This window comes from Streptomyces sp. NPDC025618 (assembly GCF_055558795.1).
The window spans coordinates 93,373-108,759 of record NZ_JBVHLW010000001.1 but is presented as its reverse complement, the minus strand read 5'-3'; the positions used below and the strand labels follow the sequence as shown (position 1 = coordinate 108,759).

The 15,387-nt window shown below is 70.0% G+C and carries 12 protein-coding genes and 1 tRNA gene; 9 read left to right on the top strand and 4 right to left on the bottom strand.

Going from position 1 to position 15,387, the window contains the following annotated elements:
- Positions 1-24: 24 nt before the first annotated feature.
- The 3 genes from ACZ4A5_RS00470 (at position 25) to pepN (ending at position 4,556) form a co-directional block, all read left to right on the top strand.
- Complete coding sequence (locus tag ACZ4A5_RS00470; RefSeq protein WP_467576492.1) at positions 25-915, top strand: helix-turn-helix domain-containing protein; 891 nt, start codon at positions 25-27, stop codon at positions 913-915.
- An 11-nt stretch (positions 916-926) separates the two neighbouring features.
- Positions 927-1,229, top strand: coding sequence for a chorismate mutase (locus tag ACZ4A5_RS00465; RefSeq protein ID WP_467576489.1), 303 nt, complete (start codon positions 927-929; stop codon positions 1,227-1,229).
- A gap of 822 nt (positions 1,230-2,051) precedes the next feature.
- The gene (gene pepN / locus ACZ4A5_RS00460) at positions 2,052-4,556 is read left to right on the top strand and encodes an aminopeptidase N (protein ID WP_467576487.1); all 2,505 of its coding nucleotides are present in this window, start codon (positions 2,052-2,054) and stop codon (positions 4,554-4,556) included.
- A gap of 147 nt (positions 4,557-4,703) precedes the next feature.
- Here the strand turns inward: pepN and atpF are convergent, their stop codons facing one another.
- A complete protein-coding gene (gene atpF, locus ACZ4A5_RS00455; protein ID WP_398867182.1) occupies positions 4,704-5,258 on the bottom strand; it encodes a F0F1 ATP synthase subunit B in 555 nt (184 codons plus the stop codon).
- Positions 5,259-5,543: 285 nt separating this feature from the next.
- Between atpF and ACZ4A5_RS00450 the strand changes: the two genes are divergently transcribed.
- Positions 5,544-7,088 carry a pyridoxal phosphate-dependent decarboxylase family protein gene (locus ACZ4A5_RS00450; RefSeq protein WP_467576483.1) on the top strand — a complete coding sequence of 515 codons (1,545 nt, stop codon included), beginning with the start codon at positions 5,544-5,546 and terminating at the stop codon, positions 7,086-7,088.
- Complete coding sequence (locus ACZ4A5_RS00445) at positions 7,085-8,560, top strand: lysine N(6)-hydroxylase/L-ornithine N(5)-oxygenase family protein (RefSeq protein ID WP_467576480.1); 1,476 nt, start codon at positions 7,085-7,087, stop codon at positions 8,558-8,560. Before ACZ4A5_RS00450 ends, ACZ4A5_RS00445 begins: the two co-directional genes overlap by 4 nt.
- On the opposite strand, the gene ACZ4A5_RS00440 is transcribed toward ACZ4A5_RS00445, so the two are convergent.
- Positions 8,516-10,327: a bifunctional metallophosphatase/5'-nucleotidase gene (locus tag ACZ4A5_RS00440; protein WP_467576477.1), complete on the bottom strand. Its 1,812-nt coding sequence runs from the start codon at positions 10,325-10,327 to the stop codon at positions 8,516-8,518. The two genes, ACZ4A5_RS00445 and ACZ4A5_RS00440, sit on opposite strands and share 45 nt — an antisense overlap.
- 148 nt (positions 10,328-10,475) lie before the next feature.
- Between ACZ4A5_RS00440 and ACZ4A5_RS00435 the strand changes: the two genes are divergently transcribed.
- From ACZ4A5_RS00435 to ACZ4A5_RS00425, 3 genes are all read left to right on the top strand, one after another.
- Positions 10,476-11,174, top strand: coding sequence for an SIMPL domain-containing protein (locus ACZ4A5_RS00435; RefSeq protein WP_467576475.1), 699 nt, complete (start codon positions 10,476-10,478; stop codon positions 11,172-11,174).
- A 145-nt stretch (positions 11,175-11,319) separates the two neighbouring features.
- Positions 11,320-12,741, top strand: a complete 1,422-nt coding sequence (pyk, locus tag ACZ4A5_RS00430) for a pyruvate kinase (RefSeq protein WP_467576472.1) — start codon at positions 11,320-11,322, stop codon at positions 12,739-12,741.
- Between the two features lie 206 nt (positions 12,742-12,947).
- Complete coding sequence (locus ACZ4A5_RS00425; RefSeq protein WP_467576470.1) at positions 12,948-13,679, top strand: class I SAM-dependent methyltransferase; 732 nt, start codon at positions 12,948-12,950, stop codon at positions 13,677-13,679.
- 3 nt (positions 13,680-13,682) lie between these two features.
- Here the strand turns inward: ACZ4A5_RS00425 and ACZ4A5_RS00420 are convergent, their stop codons facing one another.
- Together ACZ4A5_RS00420 and ACZ4A5_RS00415 are read right to left on the bottom strand one after the other, a co-directional pair.
- The gene (locus tag ACZ4A5_RS00420; protein ID WP_467576467.1) at positions 13,683-14,471 is read right to left on the bottom strand and encodes a helix-turn-helix domain-containing protein; all 789 of its coding nucleotides are present in this window, start codon (positions 14,469-14,471) and stop codon (positions 13,683-13,685) included.
- 85 nt (positions 14,472-14,556) lie between these two features.
- A tRNA-Leu gene (locus tag ACZ4A5_RS00415) sits at positions 14,557-14,639 on the bottom strand.
- A gap of 91 nt (positions 14,640-14,730) precedes the next feature.
- Here ACZ4A5_RS00415 and ACZ4A5_RS00410 point away from each other — a divergent pair.
- Positions 14,731-15,375, top strand: a complete 645-nt coding sequence (locus tag ACZ4A5_RS00410; protein WP_467576464.1) for an ANTAR domain-containing response regulator — start codon at positions 14,731-14,733, stop codon at positions 15,373-15,375.
- Positions 15,376-15,387 lie beyond the last annotated feature (12 nt).

Below are 15,387 nucleotides of genomic sequence, written 5' to 3'. Positions count from 1 at the left end.
ACCCCGACCCGGAGGCCCAGCCGCATGTATCACACATGGATGAGGTACTTCACCCCAGGCCCGGTCCACCACCGGCTCGGACTCGCCTGCCTCGGCGTCGGCCTCCAGCACGGCGAACTCCCCACCGTCGGCCCCCGCACCCTCGACCACCACGTCGCCGTCATCATCACCGCCGGCACCGGCTGGCTCCGCACCCCCGACGGCCGCACCCGCACCGTCACCGCCCCCGCCCTCATCTGGCTCACCCCCGGCACCCCCCACCACTACGGCGCCGACCCCGGCACCGGCTGGGACGAGAGCTTCGTCGACTTCACCGGCCCCGCCGTCGCCGCCTACACCGAACTCGGCTACATCGAACCCCACCGCCCCCTCGTCCCCCTCACCGACACCGCCGGCGCCCGCGCTGCCGTCAGCCGCATCGTCCGCGCCGCCCGCCGCGGCAACCCCCACCTGGAGGTCGAGACCTCCGCCGCCGTCCACGAACTCCTCATCGCCCTGCGCCGCGCCCGCGCCGACACCCCGCCCGGCACCGACCCCGTCCTCGCGGCCCTCGCCCGCGACGCCTTCCTCCCGCTCTCCGTCGCCCAGCACGCCGCACGCCACGGCATGACCCCCACCGAACTGCGCACCGCCGTCCGCCGCGGCGCCGGATGCAGCCCGAAGGACTACCTCCTGCACATCCGCCTCGGCCGCGCGAAGGAACTTCTCGCCGCCACCGAGCTGCCCATAGCGGCCGTCGCCCGCCGCGTCGGCTACGACGACCCCGCCTACTTCAGCCGCCTCTTCACCCGCCGCGTCGGCACCGCACCCGTACGCTTCCGCCGCCGCCAGGGCCGCACCGTGCCCGGCGGCTGGAGCGACCGCGTCCCCGATCCGGAACACCCACCGGTCATCGGACCCCGCACTTCCACATAGGCTCGGTGACCATGACCGACAGTGCCCCCGAGTCCGCCAGCGCCGAGCTGAGCCGACTGCGCGACAGCATCGACAACATCGACGCCGCGGTGATCCACATGCTCGCCGAGCGGTTCAAATGCACCCAGCAGGTCGGCCACCTCAAGGCCGCCCACAAACTGCCCCCCGCCGACCCCGCCCGCGAGGCCCGCCAGATCGCACGCCTGCGCGAGCTCGCGGAGAACGCGAAGCTGGATCCCGCGTTCGCGGAGAAGTTCCTGAACTTCATCATCGCGGAGGTCATCCGCCACCACGAGACGATCGCCCGCTCCTGACCGGGCCGCGGCCGGGGGCCGCGCCCCCGGGCCCCAGGGTTCGCCGCCCCCACCGGGCCCCGGGCCCCCAGGGGCTCGCCGCCCCGGGCCCCGCGAGTCTTGTGCGGGGCGCGTAGTTCCACGGGCTTCTGACTGGGCTCGTCCCCGCGGGAATGGGGCCGGTCGCTCACGCGCAAGGCGGTCCCCGGGCTGCGCCCGGGGCCGCCGCTCGTGTTCGTCCGCCGGTCCGGTGGGGGCTCGGCGCGCAGTTCCCCGCGCCCCTGGTGGGGCTGTCCCCGGTCGGTAGGCCGCATGGAGGTCGCGTTCAGGGCTGTGCCCGGAGGCTGCCACCCGCGTTCGTCCGCTGGTCCGGGCTGGTCGCGCAGTTCCCCGCGGCCCCTGGCGGGGCGTGCCTGGCCTTCGGCCGCGGGCCGGGCGCCGCCCGGGGCGGGAGCGTCCTCGATCGCCGGGCACGGACCGAAATCGCGCTCCTGGCCGCAGAATCAAGGCCACGGCCGTGAAAACCAGCCCGTCCGGCGTTTGAGGACAACGCGGCGAAGCCGTGTTGCGGGGTCCGGGGCGCAGCCCCGAGGAGGCCCGGGGGCCAAGCCCCCGGAAGAACACCCCCACAGCAACCCGAATCAGCCCGTCCGGCGCCCGAGGACATCGCGGCGAAGCCGTGTTGCGGGGTCCGGGGCGCAGCCCCGAGGGGACCCCGGGGGCGGAGCCCCGGAAGAACACCCCCGAAGCAGCCCGTCCGGCGCCCGAGGACAACGCGGCGAAGCCGCGTCACGGGGTCCGGGGCGCAGCCCCGGAAGAGGCCAAGAACGAGATCATGGCCCCATGCCCGCACTGACACGTGAAGAAGCGCAGAACCGAGCCCGCCTCCTCGACGTCCACCGCTACGAGATCGACCTCGACCTCACCCGCGGCGACGACCTCTTCCGCTCCACCACCGTCATCCACTTCTCCACCCGCACCGCAGGAGACACCTTCGTCGAGGTCAGGCCCGCCACCCTGCACCACGCCACCCTCGACGGACACCCCCTCGACCCCGCCGCGCTCGACGACAACCGGCTCCCGCTCACCGGCCTCGCCCCCGGCCCCCACGAGCTGCGCGTCGAAGCCGACATGCGCTACTCCCGCACCGGCGAGGGCATGCACCGCTTCACCGACCCCGCCGACGGCGAGACCTACCTCTACACCCAGACCTTCCTCGACGACGTCCAGCGCGTCTTCGCCGCCTTCGACCAGCCCGACCTCAAGGCCGTCTTCGACGCCACCGTCACCGCGCCACCCGCCTGGACCGTCCTCGGCAACGCCGTCGCCACCCGCACCGGCGACCCCGCCGAAGGCCGCTGGACACTCGCCACCACCCAGCCCCTGAGCACCTACTTCGTCGCCTTCGCCGCAGGCCCCTGGCACTCCGTGCGCACCGAACACGCCGGACTCCCCTTCGCCCTGCACTGCCGCCGCTCCCTGGCACCCCACCTCGACGCCGACGCCGAGGAGATCCTCGACATCACCCGCCGCTGCTTCGACCGCTTCCACGAGATCTTCGACGAGCCCTACCCCTTCGACTCCTACGACCAGGCGTTCGTCCCCGAATTCAACGCCGGCGCCATGGAGAACCCCGGCCTCGTCACCTTCCGCGACGAATACGTCTTCCGCTCCGCCGTCACCGACACCGAACGCCAGACCCGCGGCGTGACCATCGCCCACGAGATGGCCCACATGTGGTTCGGCGACCTCGTCACCCTCCGGTGGTGGGACGACATCTGGCTCAACGAGTCCTTCGCCGAATACCTGGGCTACGAAGTACTCGCCCGGGCCACCCGCTTCGACGGCGCCTGGACCGAATTCGCCTGCGGCCGCAAGAGCTGGGGCTACGACGCCGACCAGCGCCCCTCCACCCACCCCGTCGCCCCCGACGCCGACGCCGTCCACGACACCGCCTCCGCCCTCCTCAACTTCGACGGCATCTCCTACGCCAAGGGCGCCTCCGCCCTCCGCCAGCTCGTCGCCTGGCTCGGCGAGAAGGACTTCCTCGCCGGCATCAACGACCACTTCGCCCGCCACCGCTTCGGCAACGCCACCCTCGCCGACTTCATCGACTCCCTCACCCGCGCCTCCTGGCGCGACGTCCAGGCATGGGCCGACACCTGGCTCCGCACCACCGGCGTCGACACCCTCACCCCCACGATCACCGAAACCGACGGCCACTGGCACCTCACCGTCCACCAGCACGGCACCCGCCCGCACCGCATCGCCTTCGGCGCCTACGACCACGACCCCGCACACCCCACCCGCCTCACCCTCCGCGGCCGCTACGAGACCGACGTACCCCAGCCCACCCCCGCCACCCTCCCCGGCCCCCGCCCCGCCCTCCTCCTGCCCAACGACGGCGACCTCACCTACGCCAAGATCCGCCTCGACCCCGCCTCCTGGGACACCGCCGTACGCTCCCTCGCCGGCCTCCCCGACCCGCTCGCCCGCGCCGTCGTCTGGAACGCCGCCCGCGACATGGTCCGCGACGCCGAACTCACCCCCGCCGCCTACCTCGAAGCCGCCCGCGCCCACCTGCCCCACGAGACCGACACCGCCATCACCCGCGGCGTCCTCGCCTTCGCCCGCCGGCAGATCACCGACCGCTACCTCCACCCCACCGCCCGCCCCGAAGCCCTCGCCACCCTCACCGGCCTCTGCCACGGCCTCCTCGACCGCACCCCCGGCCCCGACACCCAGGGCCTGCGCCTCACCGCCGTACGCACCCTCATCGACAGCACCACCACCCCCGGCACCCTCCACGACTGGCTCACCACCGGCACCGCACCCGGCGGCCCCGCCCTCGACCCCGAACTCCGCTGGCGCGCCCTCGCCCGCCTCGCCGCCCTCGGCGCCACCACCCCCGCCGCCATCGACGCCGAACTCGCCCGCGACCCCAGCGCCACCGGCCAGGAAGGCGCCGCCCGCTGCCACGCCGCCCTCCCCGACCCCACGGCCAAACAAGCCGCCTGGGACGCCATGTACACCCGCGACGACCTCTCCAACTACCTCTTCATCGCCACCGCCCAGGGCTTCTGGCAGCCCGAACAGCTCGACCTCCTGCGCCCCTACCGCGACCGCTGGTTCCCCGCCGCCACCGCACTCGCCACCCGCCGCGGCCCCGCACTCGCCGACGCCGCCGGCCGGCACGGCTTCCCGCTCCCTTTCGTCGACACCGACACCCTCCGCCTCGGCGAGGAATGCCTGGCCGGCACCGCCCCCACCCCCGCACTGCGCCGCAAGCTCACCGACCAGGCCGACGACCTCCGCCGCGCCCTGACCATCCGCACCACCCGCCCGTAACACCGCCCGCCGTAACACCCCACGCCGTAACACCCCACGCCGTAACACCCCACGCCGTAACACCCCACGAAAAAGCCGAGGCTCCCGTGACCCAGATCAGGGTCACGGGAGCCTCGGCACACTCCGCGGCGCTCGGCGCCGCCCGCGTCAGTCGCGCTTCTCGCCCACCGCGTCCGACGGCTCGGCCGTACGCAGCTCCTCCAGGAAACGGTCGACGACGCCGCTCTCACGAGCGAAGTCCGCCAGCGGCTCACCGGAGATCCGGCCCGCCAGCTCCGTCGCCAGCACACCGACCTGCTCACGCAGCTCGGCCTCCGCGACCGCGCGCTCCGCGTCGATCACCGCGTGCCCGGCAGAGATGATCTCCTCGCGCTGCCGCTGACCCTCGGCCCGCAGCTCCGCGATGATCGCCGTGCCCTGCTCCACCGACTCCTGACGCAGGCGAGCGGCCTCGTGCCGCGCCTCGGCCAGCAGCTCCTGGTACTCGGCGTGCACCCGCGCGGCCTCCGCGCGCGTCGCCTCCGCCTCGTCGAAACGCCCGTCCGTGGCCTTCTCGCGCTCGACGAGGACCTTGCTGATCCGGGGGAGCAGCACCTTCGCCATCACGGCGAAAACGATGAAGAAGAGGACGAACCCAAGGACGAGCGGCGCGGGCTCGGGCTTGAGCGGCCCTACGTCGATAGCGAGAAAGTTCATGGCCATGAGTGCAGATTAGTCGACGCCGCGCCCGAAGTCCGCCCCGCACCCCTTTAGCAGACCCAACTCTCCGCCGTCGCACGGCATACCACCATCGGGCGAAACCCTTCCGGACCCCGGTCACCGAACGTACGCCCACAGTAACTTGATGCAGTTACTGCCCGTCCCGCGCCCGCTCGCGCCCGTCCCGCCCCTGTTCCGTGCCCGTCCCGCGCCTGTTCCGTGCTTGTCCGGGCAGGCCCCGACCCCACCCGTCCACCCCCACGACACAACCCAAAAGGGGGCACCAGCATGTCCGGAACCACCCTCCCGCCCCTCGCCGGAGGCACCGAGGGACCTTCGGCGCTCCGCCCCCTCCTCGACACCGTCCTCGACGCCCTCGCCCACGGCGCCACCACCCGCGCCGGCCCCCTCCCGCACGGCGGCCCCCACGCCGTCACCGCACGCGTACGCGCCACCGGCCCCGCCCTCCCCACCATCGGCACCGGCCCCCACGAAGCCCTCCGCACCCTCGTGACGACCCTCGCCGAAGGCGCCGCCGACCCCGCCGACCCGCACTGCGCCGCCCACCTCCACAGCCCACCGCTCGCCCTCGCCACCGCCGCCGACCTCGCCGCGAGCGCCCTCAACCCCTCACTCGACTCCTGGGACCAGGCACCCGCCGCCTCCGCCCTGGAAACCGAGGTCCTCCACGCCCTGGCCGCCCTCGCCTACCCCCACCACCCCGCACCCGACGCCGTCACCACCACCGGCGGCACGGAGTCCAACCACCTCGCTCTCCTCCTCGCACGCGAGGAAGCACGCAGAGGACGGCACAGGGGAGGACCCGGGGGAGAGCCCGGGGGAGCACGCACCACCACAGCTCCCGACGGCGCACACGACCCGGCGGCCGGAATCACACCCGGAACCACACACCGCACCACCACGTACGACTCCTCGTACGGCACCTCACCCCGGCCCGACCGCACCCTCCGCGTCATCTGCGGCGCCAACGCCCACCACAGCATCCACCGCGCCACCTGGCTCCTCGGCCTCCCCGCACCCCACGTCCTGCCCACCCCCACCGGCACCATCGACCCCGCACATCTCCACACCGCACTCCACACCCACCACGACACCCCCACCCTCGTCGTCGCCACCGCCGGCACCACCGACACCGGCCGCATCGACCCCCTGCCCCACCTCGCCGACCTCTGCGACACCCACCACGCCCGCCTCCACATCGACGCCTCCTACGGCGGACCCCTCCTCTTCAGCGACACCCTCCGCCCCGCGCTCCACGGCCTCGACCGCGCCCACACCATCGCCCTCGACCTGCACAAACTCGGCTGGCAACCCATCGCCGCCGGCCTCCTCGCCGTCCCCGACACCACCGCGCTCCACCCCCTCGCCCACCAGGCCGACTACCTCAACGCCCCCGACGACACCGAAGCCGGCCACCCCGACCTCCTCGGCCGCTCCCTGCGCACCACCCGCCGGCCCGACATCCTCAAGATCGCCGTCACCCTCCGCGCCCTCGGCCGCACCGGCATGGGCCGCCTCGTCGAACGCGTCTGTGCCACCGCACACCACCTCGCCGACCTCATCGACGCCCACCCCCGCTTCGAACTGCACGCCCGCCCCACCCTCAGCACCGTCCTCTTCCGCCCCACCGGCACCGACGACCACACCATCGCCACCACCCGCCGCCGCCTCATCCACCACGGCCACGCCGTCCTCGGCCGCGCCACCACCCCCGACGGCCTCTGGCTCAAGACCACCCTCCTCAACCCCCACACCACCACCCACCACCTCCGCACCCTCCTCAACCTCGTGGAAGGCCACATCACCCCATGAACCACCCCAACCCCCCAAAAAAGACCCCCCACCACACCCCCGACACCACCCCCCAACCAGGCCCCCGCACCACCCCCGACCAACCCCTCGACATCGCCGGCATCGGCATCGGCCCCTTCAACCTCTCCCTCGCCGCCCTCGCCCACGGCCTCCCCGGCCTCCGCATCGCCTGCTACGACCAGACCCCCACCTTCCGCTGGCACCCCGGCCTCCTCATCGACGGCACCGCCCTCCAAGTCCCCTTCCTCGCCGACCTCGTCACCCTCGCCGACCCCACCAGCCCCTGGAGCTTCCTCAACTACCTCAAAAACCGCGAACGCCTCTACCCCTTCTACTTCGCCGAGCGATTCCACATCCAACGCGCCGAATACGACGCCTACTGCCGCTGGGTCAGCCAATCCCTCCCCGGCCTCCACTTCGGCCACCAGATCGACGCCCTCCGCTGGAACCCCGAACGCAACCTCTTCGAAATCGACTACACCCAACTCGACACCGAAGGAGAAGCCGAAGCACTCGGCCGCGCCTACGCCCGCAACCTCGTCCTCGGCGTCGGCACCACACCCCACATCCCCGAACCCCTGCGCCCCCTCACCGAAGCCCCCAACGTCCCCGTCATCCACTCAGCCGACTACCTCGACCACCGCGAAAAGATCCTCGCCGCCGACCACATCACCGTCATCGGCTCCGGCCAGTCCGGCGCCGAAGTCTTCCTCGACCTCCTCCGTAACCGCCCTACCGGCCGCGAAAAACTCCACTGGCTCGCCCGCACCCCCGCCTTCGCCCCCATGGAATACAGCAAACTCGGGCTCGAACAATTCACCCCCGACTACACCCGCTACTTCCACGCCCTCCCCGAAGGCGTACGCAACCAACTCCTGCCCCAGCAATGGCAACTCCACAAAGGCATCGCCGCCGAAACCCTCGCCGACATCCACGAAGAGCTCTACCGCCGCAGCCTCCACGGCGGCTGGCCCGACACCGTCCTCACCCCCGGAGTCTTCGTCCGCACCGCCGGCCGCGTCGGCACCACCCGCGTCGAACTCCACCTCGAACACGCCCAGCAAGGCACCCGCTCCCGCATCACCACCGACGCCGTCGTCCTCGCCACCGGCTACCGCGAACGCCGCACCGACACCCTCCTCGCCGCCCTCGACCCCTACATCCGCCGCGACCACAGCGACCGCCCTCGCATCGACGAGAACCACCGCCTCGTCCTCGACCCCCTCGTCAAGGGCGCCGTCCACGTTCAGAACGCCGAAACCCACACCCACGGCATCGGCACCCCCGACCTCGGCCTCGCCGCCTGGCGCAGCGCCGTCATCCTCAACGCCATCACCGGCAAGACCGCCTATCCCCTCCCCGAACGCACCGCCTTCACCACCTTCGGCCTGGAGCCGCGGCCACAGCCGCGACCCCGGACCACCACCTCAGAAGACCGGCGCACCATCCCGCGTCAACTTCCAGTCCACTGACGCGAAACGCCCCACATCGATCGCCCCCTGGGCCTTCACCCACGAGATGATCGTGTTACGGATCTCCTCCGAATTCGCCCACACCTGCTGCGCCCGGGCGACATGCGGAAAATTCCCCCCGCCACTCGCCCGGTAATTGTTCACCGCCAGCACAAACCGCGCCGCGTCGTCCAGCGGCTTCCCGTCGAAGACGAGCTTCGAGATCCGCGCCCCCGGCGCCTTCGCGATGTCGATCTCGTACGAGAGGCCGCTGACCACGTCATAATTGAAATCCGGAATGTTCTCCGCGTTCGTCAGCTTCGCCGGATCCACCGGAGCGCCCGGAGCCGTCCGCACGTAATACCGCGCCGAGAACTCCAGATACTCCCGCACCTGAGCGCCCGTCAACACCCGGGCCTCCAGCGTGTTCTCGAACGGATACAGACCCGCCACCTGACGGATCGACACCTTCCCCGCCGGCACCCCCGCCGTCCGTGAGAAACACGACGCCTGCGACAACACCGGCAACCCCGCGAACGCCGAACCCTTCAGCGCCGCACGCACCGTCTCCGCCTGCACATGATTGATGAAATCAATCACCGGTGTGTCCTTGTACGCCGCCTCCGCCGCACTCATCGCCGCCGACGACGTACCGATCACCTGATTCACATACGCCACCACCTTCCGGTGCTCACCCCGCAACAACCGAGTGATCTTCGGGTCCTCGGCGACCACATTGGAATTCAGCACCTTCGACCCCACCGAGGCCACCCGCCAACAACCCCGCTCCCACACCAGATCGAAGTCGAACACCGTCAACCGCTGCCCCCACTTCAACGGCTCCGACAACACCACCTCCCGGCCCGACTCCTTGTTCACCACCCGACGCTCGGGAATCTCCACATGCGCATGCCCCACCAAAATCGCATCGATCCCCGGCACCCGCTCCGCCACCAACGCCGCCGCATTCTCCACATACGGCAACTGATCCCCGTACGACGACGTACCACTCGCCCCCGAATGCGCCGCCACGATCACCACATCCGCACCCATCGACCGAAGCTTCGGCACCCACTTCGCCGCCTGCTCCTCCAGCCCCGGGAACACCATCTTCCCCTGCACATTCGCCTTGTCCCAGATCGCGATCCCCGGATTCGTGAGCCCCAGCACCGCCACCCGCACATCCCGCCCGAACGGCGCCCGCACCCGCTTGATCACATACGGCGGAAAAGCCGGACGCAACGTCTTCGCATCCAAGGCATTCGCACCCAGCAACGGGAAATCGCACTGCTCCTCGAACTTCCGCAGCACCGGAATACCGTAATTGAACTCGTGATTCCCCAGTGCCGCCGCGTCATACCCGATCGCATTCATCGCCCGCGCCATCGGATGCACCGGACCATGCGCCTTCGTGATCGGATCCACCCGCGCGTAGTAATACGACAGCTGAGTGCCCTGAATCGTGTCACCCGCGTCGATCAGCAGCGTATTCCGCCGCCCCTTCTCCCGCCGCACCTCGTTCACCAGCGTCGAGATCTTCGCCAGCCCCACATCGTTGTGCGCCTGGTCATCGAACTCCGCATCCGTGAAATAGTCCCAGTTGAAGACATTCCCGTGCAGATCCGTCGTCCCCAGCACCGTCAACGCGTAGTGCCGGCCCCGGCCCCCACCCGAGCCCGCCACCGCCTCCCGCGCCTCGGCCGACCCGGCACCCACCGACCCCACCAGCGCGACACCCGCACCCGTGGCAGCCGTACGCCCCAGGAAATTCCTCCGGTCCAACACCACGTCAACTCCCAGAATCTCGCAGCTCAACTCAACGACAACGCGCGTAGATTCTGGCGTCCGCCACCCCCGCCACAACACCCCCGCGAGGTTGCGAAACGGTGACTCCCACGTGGCGCCCCCCACGCCCCCGGCCTGAGACGCTGACCCCATGACCACACCCGCACCGCTGCCCTACGGCACCCCCGACAGCCCCCGGCTCGCCGTCCGCGGCGAAGCCCGCCTCGAAGTCGACCCCGAAATCGCCCACATCAGCATCACCATCAGCGCCCGTGGCACCGACCGCACCACAGCACTCAACGACCTCACCCGCCGCAACAACCACACCCTCGACCTGCTCAAGAGCTACGGCGACACCGTCGAAAAACTCGAGACCGGCACCTTCACCATCACCCCCCAACTCACCGAAAAAGGCCGCCACGAACGCATCCACGCCTACCACGGCAGCGTCCGCCTCACCGCCACCCTCAGCGACTTCACCACCCTCGGCGAACTCACCACCCGCCTCGCCGCCCTCGACCTCACCAGCGTCGACGGCCCCTGGTGGGCCCTGCGCCCCGACTCACCCGCCCACCGCGAAGCCCGCCAACAGGCCGTCCGAGAAGCCGTGCAACGCGCCCGCGAATACGCGGGCGCCCTCGGCGCCCGGCTCGTCGCCCTCGTGGAACTCGCCGACCTCGGCGCCGAGAACACCGCCCCCGCCGGCCTGCCCCCCGCCCCCGGCGGCCTCATGCGCTCGGCCGGCTACGGCGGCGCCGCCCCCGCCCCCGCACTCGACCTCGAACCCCAGCGCCAGAACGTCTACGCACAGGTCAACGCACGATTCACCATGACGCCCCCCGCACTCTGACGACGCTCGCGCGGGGCGTGCGCGAACGCTCATCGGAGCACCCCCGCGCACGTTTCACTAATTGTCAACAAGCTTTTACCCAACGGACGTTGGGGACTTGGACTCGACCAATTGTCTACCCACCGGTAGGTCATAAGGTCGTGCCATGCGCCGAGCAAAAATCGTCTGCACCCTGGGACCGGCCACCGACTCGTACGAGCAGATCAAGTCACTCGTCGAAGCCGGAATGGACGTCGCCCGGTTCAACCTCAGCCATGGCACCTACGTCGACCACGAGGCGCGCTACCACCGAGTACGCAAAGCCGCCGAAGAAACCGGCCGCAGCATCGGCATCCTCGCCGACCTTCAAGGCCCGAAGATCCGCCTCGGCCGATTCCACGAAGGCCCCGTACTTCTTGAACGCGGCGACGAGTTCACCATCACCGTCGAAGACACCGAAGGCGACCGCCACCACTGCGGCACCACCTACGACGGACTCGCCGCCGACGTCACCAAAGGCGAACGCATCCTCGTCGACGACGGCCGCGTCACCCTCGAAGTCACCCACGTCGACGGCCCCCGCGTACGCACCATCGTCATCGAAGGCGGCATGGTCTCCGACCACAAGGGCCTCAACCTCCCCGGCGTCGCCGTCTCCGTCCCCGCCCTCTCCGAAAAGGACGTCGAAGACCTCCGCTGGGCCATCAGGACCGGCGCCGACATCATCGCCCTCTCCTTCGTCCGCAGCGCCGATGACATCGTCAACGTCCACCGCGTCATGGACGACGAAGGCCGCCGCCTCCCCGTCATCGCGAAAATCGAAAAGCCCCAAGCCGTCGAGAACCTCCCCGGCATCGTCGACGCCTTCGACGGCATCATGGTCGCCCGCGGCGACCTCGGCGTCGAAATGCCCCTCGAAGCAGTCCCGATCGTGCAGAAGCGCGCCATCAAACTCGCCCGGCGCAACGCCAAACCGGTCATCGTCGCCACCCAAATGCTCGACTCCATGATCGACGCCTCCCGCCCCACCCGCGCCGAAGCCTCCGACGTCGCCAACGCCGTCATCGACGGCACCGACGCCGTCATGCTTTCGGGTGAGACCAGCGTCGGCAAATACCCCATCGAAACCGTCAAGACCATGGGCCGCATCGTCGCCGCCGCCGAGGAGGACATCCTCGCCAAGGGCCTCCCACCCCTCAGCGAACGCGGCAAACCCCGCACCCAAGGCGGCTCCGTCGCCCGCGCCGCCGCCGAAATGGGCGACTTCCTCGGCGCCACCCACCTCGTCGCCTTCACCCAATCCGGCGACACCGCACGCCGCCTCTCCCGCTACCGCTCACCCATCCCCCTCCTCGCCTTCACCCCCGAACCCGCCACCCGCTCCCAACTCAACCTCACCTGGGGCGTCGAGACCTTCCTCGGGCCCATGGTCCAGACAACCGACGAAATGGTCGACCAGGTCGACGAACACCTCCTCAAGATCGGCCGCTGCCGCAAGGGAGACATGGTCATCATCACTGCCGGCTCCCCACCGGGCGTCGCCGGAACCACCAACCTCGTACGGGTCCACCACATCGGAGAGGAGTGAGAAACCGGCCTCAACACCGCCCGGAACGGCCCCTGCACGGGCTCCGCAGGCGGAACGCGCAACCGTACGACCCGGGCCGAGGGTGACGGGCCCACCCCGCTCGCACTCCGGCCCCAGCGGCCCGCCGACGCCCGCACACCATACGCCCCGACCTGGGCTTTCACGTGCCCCGGCCCTACGGTTTCCCCAGACGGAAGGGGGACCGGATGGACCGGAACATCCGCACGGTCGACGACGTACTGGGGCTCCTCGACGGCCTGTTCGCACCGGAAGCCGACCGCTGGACAGCCGACGGCACCACCTGGTGGGACGGCTTCTACGACGACCGGACAAAACCCGTGCCGTTCTTCGTCGCCAAACCGGACGAGAACCTGGCCTCGTACATCGACCGAGGGCTGATCACCCCCGGCCGAGCCCTCGACCTGGGCTGCGGCCCGGGCCGCAACGCGCTGCACCTGGCCGCGCTGGGCTTCCAGGTGGACGCCGTCGATCTCTCCCCGACGGTCATCACGTGGGGCGAGGAACGCGCCCGCGAGGCCGGGGCCGACATCCGCTTCCACTGCGGCGACGCGTTCGCTCTGGCCGGGACCGAACTGACGGGCCCCTACGACCTGATCTACGACTCGGGCTGCTTCCACCATCTGCCGCCCCACCGTCGCATCAGCTACCGCGCTCTTCTCGATCGTGTGCTTGCCCCGGGCGGCCACTTGGGCCTGACCTGCTTCGCGGCTGGAGCGATGGGCTCCGAACTCTCCGACGCGGCGCTCTACCGGGAGTCGGGCCTTGGGGGTGGGCTCGCTTATACGCCGGAGGCGTTGCGCTGGATCTTCTCCGACCTGGAGGAGGTCGAACTCCGGCGGATGCGCGATGAATTGCCGGAGTCGCCGTACTTCGGGGAGGCGTTTTTGTGGACAGCGCTGTTCCGTCGAGGGGGGTAGTGGTCAGTATTTGGGGCCTATGTGGGCGTCCATGAGGGCGACGGATGCTTTGCGGGCGACTGAGACGTTGAAGGGGTCGCTGCCGCGAGCCAGCGTGCTCCATGCGACGCCGACCTTCGTGAGTGTGTTGCAGTAGAGCTTGCGGATGTCGTCGGACTTGTTAGCGAAGAAGTATCGCGGGTACTCGTAGTGCTTGCGCTCCCCGCCCACGAGCTTGGTGGTCCAGTTGGTGATCCGGCAGCCGTCGGAGTGATAGAGCCCGCGTATGAGCTCCCAGGGTCTCGCGTCGACGATGGCCTGCTGCCATGGCTCAAGAGCGATGGGACGGTCATGCTTCTTGCCTGGCCCGTGCTGGGGGAAGAGGCACCAGAGGTGCTTGGAGTAGACCTTCACGTTGTGGCAGCCCTTGCTGCGGACGCGGCAGACCGAGTCGTCGGGCAGGACGGCACGCATGGCCTTCTCGCACTCGTCCATCAAGCCGGGCCATGAGTCGGCGCAGGTGATCATGAGACTGGGCACTCGGTGCTGAGCGCACTGGATGATGTGACCGTCGCCAAGATAGAGGCCCAGGAGATAGGCGTACGCCGCTCCGTCGAGCTCGCGACCGTCGCATCTCGGGCACTTGGGGTTGTGAGCCCCTGGGCATTCCCCGCGCTTGGCCCGGTCCATATGGCGCCAGTAGCTGATGGTGCCGAGGGGGATGTTGAGGGCGCGTGCGACGTCCGCGTTCTTGGAGCCGTTACGCAGGAGAGTGAGGGCCTTCTGGCGCACCTCTGTGCCGTGCATCTGCATGAACAAACCCTGCGCCACAAAGCACGTGCGCAGGGTGAAAATGGAACATCTTCACGAGAAGGTGAAGGTCCGCTTTGGCTAAGAGTGCCGGGTGCGGGATTCGAACCCGCAAGCCCTTTCGGGCAAATGTGTTTGAGACATTCGTGTATACCCTTCCACCAACCCGGCCAGGCTTGGCCTCGCTAGCGTACCCTATGCGGCTGCGCGAAGGCGCGCGGGTACGCTCAGGGGGCACCACCTGCCCCCATCGAGGAGACCCGTGACCGCCGCCGAGCCCACGCCGCCCGTCGACGACGAGCAGCCGCACACCCCTCCCCACACCACCCGCGTCGTGATCGCCGAGGACGAGGCCCTCATCCGGCTCGATCTCAAAGAGATGCTCGAAGAAGAGGGGTACTCCGTAGTCGGCGAGGCGGGCGACGGGGAGACCGCGGTCGCGCTCGCCCGGGAGCACAAGCCGGACCTGGTCATCCTGGACGTGAAGATGCCCGTCCTCGACGGGATCTCCGCCGCCGAGCAGATCGCCGCGGACTCGATCGCGCCGGTGCTGATGCTCACCGCCTTCTCGCAGCGCGAGCTCGTGGAGCGGGCGCGGGACGCCGGGGCGATGGCGTATCTCGTGAAGCCGTTCAGCAAGAGCGACGTGGTGCCCGCCATCGAGATGGCGGTGTCGCGCTTCACCGAGCTGAAGGCGCTGGAGCAGGAGGTCGCCGACCTTTCCCAGCGGCTGGAGACGCGGAAGCTCGTGGACCGGGCGAAGAGCGTTCTGCAGACGCAGTACGGGCTGACGGAGCCGGCCGCGTTCCGGTGGATCCAGAAGACGTCGATGGACCGGCGGCTGTCCATGCAGCAGGTGGCCGAGGCGGTCATCGAGGACGCCGAGGAGAAGAAGGCCAAGGGGTAGTAGACAGCGGAA